Origin of the sequence: Mesorhizobium sp. M0571, from assembly GCF_040320985.1 — a bacterium.
GTDB lineage: Bacteria > Pseudomonadota > Alphaproteobacteria > Rhizobiales > Rhizobiaceae > Mesorhizobium.
Map to the genome: position 1 here is coordinate 1 of NZ_JAMYQT010000114.1, position 5,191 is coordinate 5,191.

Sequence of the window (5,191 nt, forward strand, 5' to 3'; positions counted from 1 at the left end):
AGCCGTCGAATTTCTCGGGATTGCGGATGCAATGCGCCTGGTTGATGCGCGTGAAGGCGACGTTCTGGCACCAATAGTCGGCGTAGCGGTCACGAAGCCGCCTGGGGTCGAGTCCGAGGAATGAATAGTGCGCGAAGAAGAGGGGGCCGCCATGATCGGGTCCAAGGGGGAGTGATATGCCATGGAAGCTTCGCCCGTTAGCGAAGGCCTGGCCGGTCGCCCAGCCGCAGTGGTAGACACTCGGCTCGATCGGGTGGTGTGGGGCGGAGGCGGCGAGGACGAATGCAATCAGGCATTCGTTCCAGCCGTTGATCGCGTGGTCCATCGCCCATCCGTGCACCGGGCTCCAATGCCAAAAGAGCGAGTCAGAGCCGCGGGTGAACCAGTCCCATTCGACGTCCCGCCAAAGCGTATCGATGAGGCTGCGCAAGATGCGCTCCTTGGCTTTCGGACCTCCGAAATACTGCCGCGCCGAAAGCAGCCCCGCCATCAAATATGCCGTCTCGACGATGTCGCCACCGTCATCGTATTGACTAAACGGAATGGTTCGGCCGCTATCGCCATCCATCCAGTGAGGAAAGGCGCCGTGGTGGCGCTCGGCCTCGCCGAGAAAGCACACCATTGTGATCAGGCGGTCGAGGGCAGCTTGCCGCGCGATCCACCCGCGCTCGACGCCAGCAAGGATCGCCATGATGCCGAAGCCGGACCCGCCGGTCGTGACGACATGGGGTGTCGCGTTGCTGCGCTCTCGCGCGAGGCCGCTCGTCGGATGGCCAAAATCCCAGAAATATCGGAGCGTCTGTCGCTGCACGGTGTCGAGGAGCACGTCCGAACACGCGTCCGAGCGAGGAGCGCCGTGCTTGCGGCCGACGTAGATTCTGGGCAGCGTTTCGATCGCGACCGCAGGGACGTGCGCGTCCCCGCGGCCGAGCCCGTGCGAGTTCGGCCCTTGATCGGGGGACAGCAAATCGCTCTCCACTCGGAGCGCCGCGCGCGTGAAGGTTAGCGGCGCCACAGGGTCTCGCGCTCGCGCCGCCAGTTAGATGGGCTTTGGCCAAGGGCTTGCCTGAAAAGCTTGCTCAAATGTGCCTGGTCAGAAAACCCGACGCTCAGAGCGATTTGGCTCAGCGAAGCTGAACTGGTCAGCATCAGGTGACAGGCTTCCTCGAGCCGCCGCTTCACGATATAGGCGTGCGGCGGTTCTCCGAACGCTTGTTTGAACGAGCGCGAAAAGTGTGCCGTGCTCCGCCGCGCGACGGCACTGAGGTCACTCGCGTGAATGGTCCGGTCTAGGTTCCGGTCGATGAAGGATCGGACACGCGCTATCTGCCAACCCGCCAATCCACCCGTTCTGGAATCCTTGGCGCCTGAACGGCGCTCCATCTCCGACTGAAGGATGGATGAGGCGATGGCCAGCGATGTCCTTGCCGCCTCCTGATCATGTTCGAGCTCGCTCTTGGCAGCCTCAAGAAGTAGGTTCAGGCTGTTTGCCAGGGAACCGAACTCCAGATCGGTTGGAGACGAAACCGCTGCAGCCTCGCTGTATGGCCTTTCCATATCGAAACCTCACAAACATCCGTGCCAGCCGAGACGAACTTCGTGTGCCGTCTCTCAAGGAGCGACAAACCACGGTCTCGCTGCGGTGATTGCAGTGTGATGATTTGGAATGCCGCGATCTATTGCACGCGGGTGGCGCGGAGTAGCGTCATGGTTTCACTGTGCTGAACTTTGGATTACACGCGAAGGACGGCAGATCGAATGCGGGTGGAACCACCGCTGCCAGTGCGGCTTCGGCTCAGCGGTGCTCCGGCTCCTCGGGTACCAATTGCAGCTTTTCCGCCATTCGGCTGAGTGCAACAAGCGAATGGGCCTTCATCTTCCGCATCAGACGGCTGCGGTGCACCTTCACCGTGGCTTCGGCGATACCGATATCGCCGGCGATCTGTTTGCTGAGGCGGCCGCGCGCGACCTCAATTATGATCTCGCGCTCCCTGGGGCTCAGCGACGCGAAGCGCTCCCTGAGAATGACGAGTGCCTCTTCATTCTCCCGCCTGGCACTATCGCGAGAGAGGCCGAGCTGAATGGCGTCGAGGAGCTCCTGGTCGCGGAACGGTTTGGTAAGGAACTCAATGGCGCCGCCCTTCATCGCCTGCACCGACATGGCAATATCGCCATGGCCTGTGATGAAGATGATCGGGATTTCACGGTTGGCCATGGCGAGCTGACGTTGAAGATCAAGGCCGCTTCGTCCCGGCAATCTTACGTCGAGCACCATGCAAGTCGGACCATTCGGCGGGTCCGACGCGAGAAACTCGGAGATGGACGCAAAAAGCCGAGCCTCCAGGTCGAGCGATCGCAACAGACGCCCGATCGAGGCTCGCAGGGCTGGATCATCGTCGATGACCAGGATGGTAGGGTTCGCGTCCGACATCGCTGCTGCTCACGATCAAAGGGCGGTCAAATGAGCCTTTGTCTCGGTCTGCAAAGTTCGCGTGGCTCCTCTGCCGAAAGTTTAGTCCCGACCGATGGGCGTGAACAGTCTCATTCTCCATAGGAGGACGCGCGCAGGTGTAAACGAAAGTTTATGCGCTCTACCATCCGCTTGGTGGCCTCCCTGCCGCGCAACTGCGGAATTCGCGTCCTGGCATAAGCCAAAGTTTACGAACACCGGTATTGCTCCAGCCTCACTCTTGGGCGCAGGCTGACCCATCGCAGGCGGGTACGGTGGCGTTGTCGGAGCGCCTGCGTCGCAGTTTGTGCGCACTTCCGGAGCACATATGCCGGTGGCGTCGTTGATCTCGGTCGTTGAGGACGATCAGTTCTTTCGCGAATCCATGAGGAGGCTCATGAGATCGCTTGGCTACGACGTCGCGGCCTTCCCGTCGGCAGGCGATTTCCTTGCATCGCCTCGTCTCGCCGAAACCGCCTGCCTGATCGCTGACGTCAATATGCCGGCGATGACCGGACTCGAGCTCTATGATCATCTCATCGAGGCGGGCTATGCGATTCCAACGATCCTCGTTACGGCCTATCCCAACGACCTTGACCAGGCCCGCGCATTGAACGATGGGGTCGTTTGTTACCTTCGTAAGCCGTTTGATGAGCGGCATCTGATACGGTGTCTCGGTGAGGCTATCCAGTCCGGTCGGCCGAGCGACGAGAAGTCGTGAGTTCCTTGCCTGCGCCGGGCAAGGAGAACCGAAGTACGGCACCATGTGATGCATTCATGTCGGCCCACAGCCGGCCCCCATGGGCCTTGATGATCGACCGGGAGATTGACAGTCCCATCCCCACTCCGCTGGACTTCGTCGTGTAGAAAGCGTCGAAAACGCGCTCGATATGGTCCGGATCAATGCCCGGTCCCGAATCGCGCACGGACACGAGAACGCCACCGGCCTGCGTTTGCTCGGTGCTGATCGACAACTCCCGTGGCCCCGCTTCGACCGTGCTCATGGCTTCGACCGCGTTTAGGATCAGGTTCAGCACGACTTGTTGCAGTTGAACACGATCCCCCTCGACGGGAAACAGTGCCTCCGTAAGGCGAGTCTGGACCGAGACTCGATTCTTGGCGAATGCGCTTCGCGTCAATACAAGCACCTCGTTGATCGCCGCGTTCAGATCGAAACGGGACTTTCGGGGAGGCGCTTTCTTGATGTGATCACGGATGCGGTCGACGATATCTCCGGCTCGATCGGCATCACCCACGATAGAGTGAAGCGCGTCCCTGACTTCGTCCAGGTCTGGCGGTTGCTTGCCTAGAAAATTGAGGGCCGCAAGGGCATTGTTTCGCGACGCGGCAATCGGGTGCATGATTTCGTGAGCCAGCGAGGCGGTTAGTTCCCCCATTACGCTCAGGCGGCTCATGTGGGCGAGATCTGACTCCAATTCACGGAGCGCCTCTTCCGCCCGCCTGCGCTCGGTCAAATCGAGCACGAAAGCGACAGATTGGTTTCCTCCCTCTTGGAAGGTCGCCGAGCCCAGCAAAATGGGGACGCGGCTGCCGTCTTTCCGGAAGTATTCCTGCTCGATCGGCAGCCGCACTCCAGTCCGTTTGTGCTCTTCGATCCATTGTGCGTCGCGCTCGCGCCAATCCGGGGGGGTCAGATCCTTCCAGTTGATGCGGCCCGCCGCGAGGTCCTCGCGATCGTATCCGACGATCCGCAGAAACGCGTCGTTGGTCTCGAGAATCCGACCATCGAAGTCCCCGACGAAGACGCCGATGATGTTGGAGTCGACCAGGCGCCGAATCTTCCCTTCGCGATCTTCGAGATCGCGATAAAGCCGCGAATTCACGAGCGAGATTGCTGCTTGCGACGCAATCACCTTCAAGACCGTGACGCGGTCGGGAGTGAAAACGTATCGCGTCAGATTGTTTTCAAGATAGAGAATACCGATGAGTTTGGCCTGGTTGATCAATGGCAAACAAAGAATGGAACGGGAGGGACGCTGAACGATGTAGAGATCGGCAGAAAATGGATTCTGCGATGATACGTCATCGAGAATTACGGTTTCCTGGGTGCGCATTACATAGCGAACGAGCGAATCCGGCAGCCCGGCAGTCGTGTGGGCGCCGTTCAACAGACGCACGGTCACATCCTCTCGACCGGTGATCGCCTCCGCCTCGACCCATAACTGATCACCCCGCGGCAGGATCAGGAGGCCCCGTTCAGCGCCCGCGTGCTCAACCGCGATCACCATGAGTGTTTTAATCAAATTTTCGAGGACAATCTCACCAGACACGGCCTGCGAAGCCTTGATCGCCGTCTCGACGTCCATTTGCGCGACGGGCGTGCCAATGGTCGCGGCGCGTGAGGTCGGGACCCTTTCCTCCTGCAAGTGCGGGTAGCGTTCTTCGAGTTGCTTGACCTTGCCGAGCGCGCCCCATTGGAGATAGCAGTACCTTGCGTTCCGCAGATAGGCGTGAGCTATCGTCTCCAAGCCGCGCGCCGTGCAAAACCGCGCGGCGAGCTCGTGCGCCAAGCCCTCGTTCTGGATGAAGCCGTGCTCGCGAGCCAGCCTGATGGCCTCTTCGTAGAGGCGCATCGCATCCAGTTCGCGCCCTTCCAGGCGTGCAATCTCTGCGCCTATCAGTGCCGCGCGGTTTGCGAAGGTTTCCGAACAGTTCTTCGCCCAAAGCGCAATCTGCTTGTCGTGAGCTACCAACGCCTCCAGATGCTGTTGCCGCTCCTCG

Annotated in this window: 5 protein-coding genes; 1 reads left to right on the forward strand and 4 read right to left on the reverse strand. The window is 60.4% G+C overall.

Going from position 1 to position 5,191, the window contains the following annotated elements; all coding sequences use genetic code 11:
• The 3 genes from NKI85_RS37405 to NKI85_RS37415 form a co-directional block, all read right to left on the reverse strand.
• On the reverse strand, window positions 1-967 hold a 967-nt coding region (locus NKI85_RS37405; protein WP_352780874.1), incomplete at its 3' end, for a glucoamylase family protein.
• A gap of 35 nt (window positions 968-1,002) precedes the next feature.
• On the reverse strand, window positions 1,003-1,557 hold the full coding sequence (locus tag NKI85_RS37410) for a helix-turn-helix domain-containing protein (RefSeq protein WP_352532598.1): 555 nt from the start codon (window positions 1,555-1,557) through the stop codon (window positions 1,003-1,005).
• Window positions 1,558-1,795: 238 nt separating this feature from the next.
• Window positions 1,796-2,431 carry a response regulator transcription factor gene (locus NKI85_RS37415; RefSeq protein ID WP_352532600.1) on the reverse strand — a complete coding sequence of 212 codons (636 nt, stop codon included), beginning with the start codon at window positions 2,429-2,431 and terminating at the stop codon, window positions 1,796-1,798.
• Between the two features lie 346 nt (window positions 2,432-2,777).
• Here NKI85_RS37415 and NKI85_RS37420 point away from each other — a divergent pair, with 346 nt between their 5' ends.
• Complete coding sequence (locus NKI85_RS37420) at window positions 2,778-3,170, forward strand: response regulator transcription factor (protein WP_352532602.1); 393 nt, start codon at window positions 2,778-2,780, stop codon at window positions 3,168-3,170.
• Here the strand turns inward: NKI85_RS37420 and NKI85_RS37425 are convergent.
• The coding region (locus tag NKI85_RS37425; protein ID WP_352780878.1) for a GAF domain-containing sensor histidine kinase at window positions 3,133-5,191 on the reverse strand (2,059 nt) is incomplete at its 5' end. The two genes, NKI85_RS37420 and NKI85_RS37425, sit on opposite strands and share 38 nt — an antisense overlap.

Coding starts and splice junctions, on each gene's coding strand:
- NKI85_RS37410 (WP_352532598.1), bottom strand. CDS start 1,557: ATGGAAAGGCCATACAGCGAGGCTGCAGCGGTTTCGTCTCCAACCGAT.
- NKI85_RS37415 (WP_352532600.1), bottom strand. CDS start 2,431: ATGTCGGACGCGAACCCTACCATCCTGGTCATCGACGATGATCCAGCC.
- NKI85_RS37420 (WP_352532602.1), top strand. CDS start 2,778: ATGCCGGTGGCGTCGTTGATCTCGGTCGTTGAGGACGATCAGTTCTTT.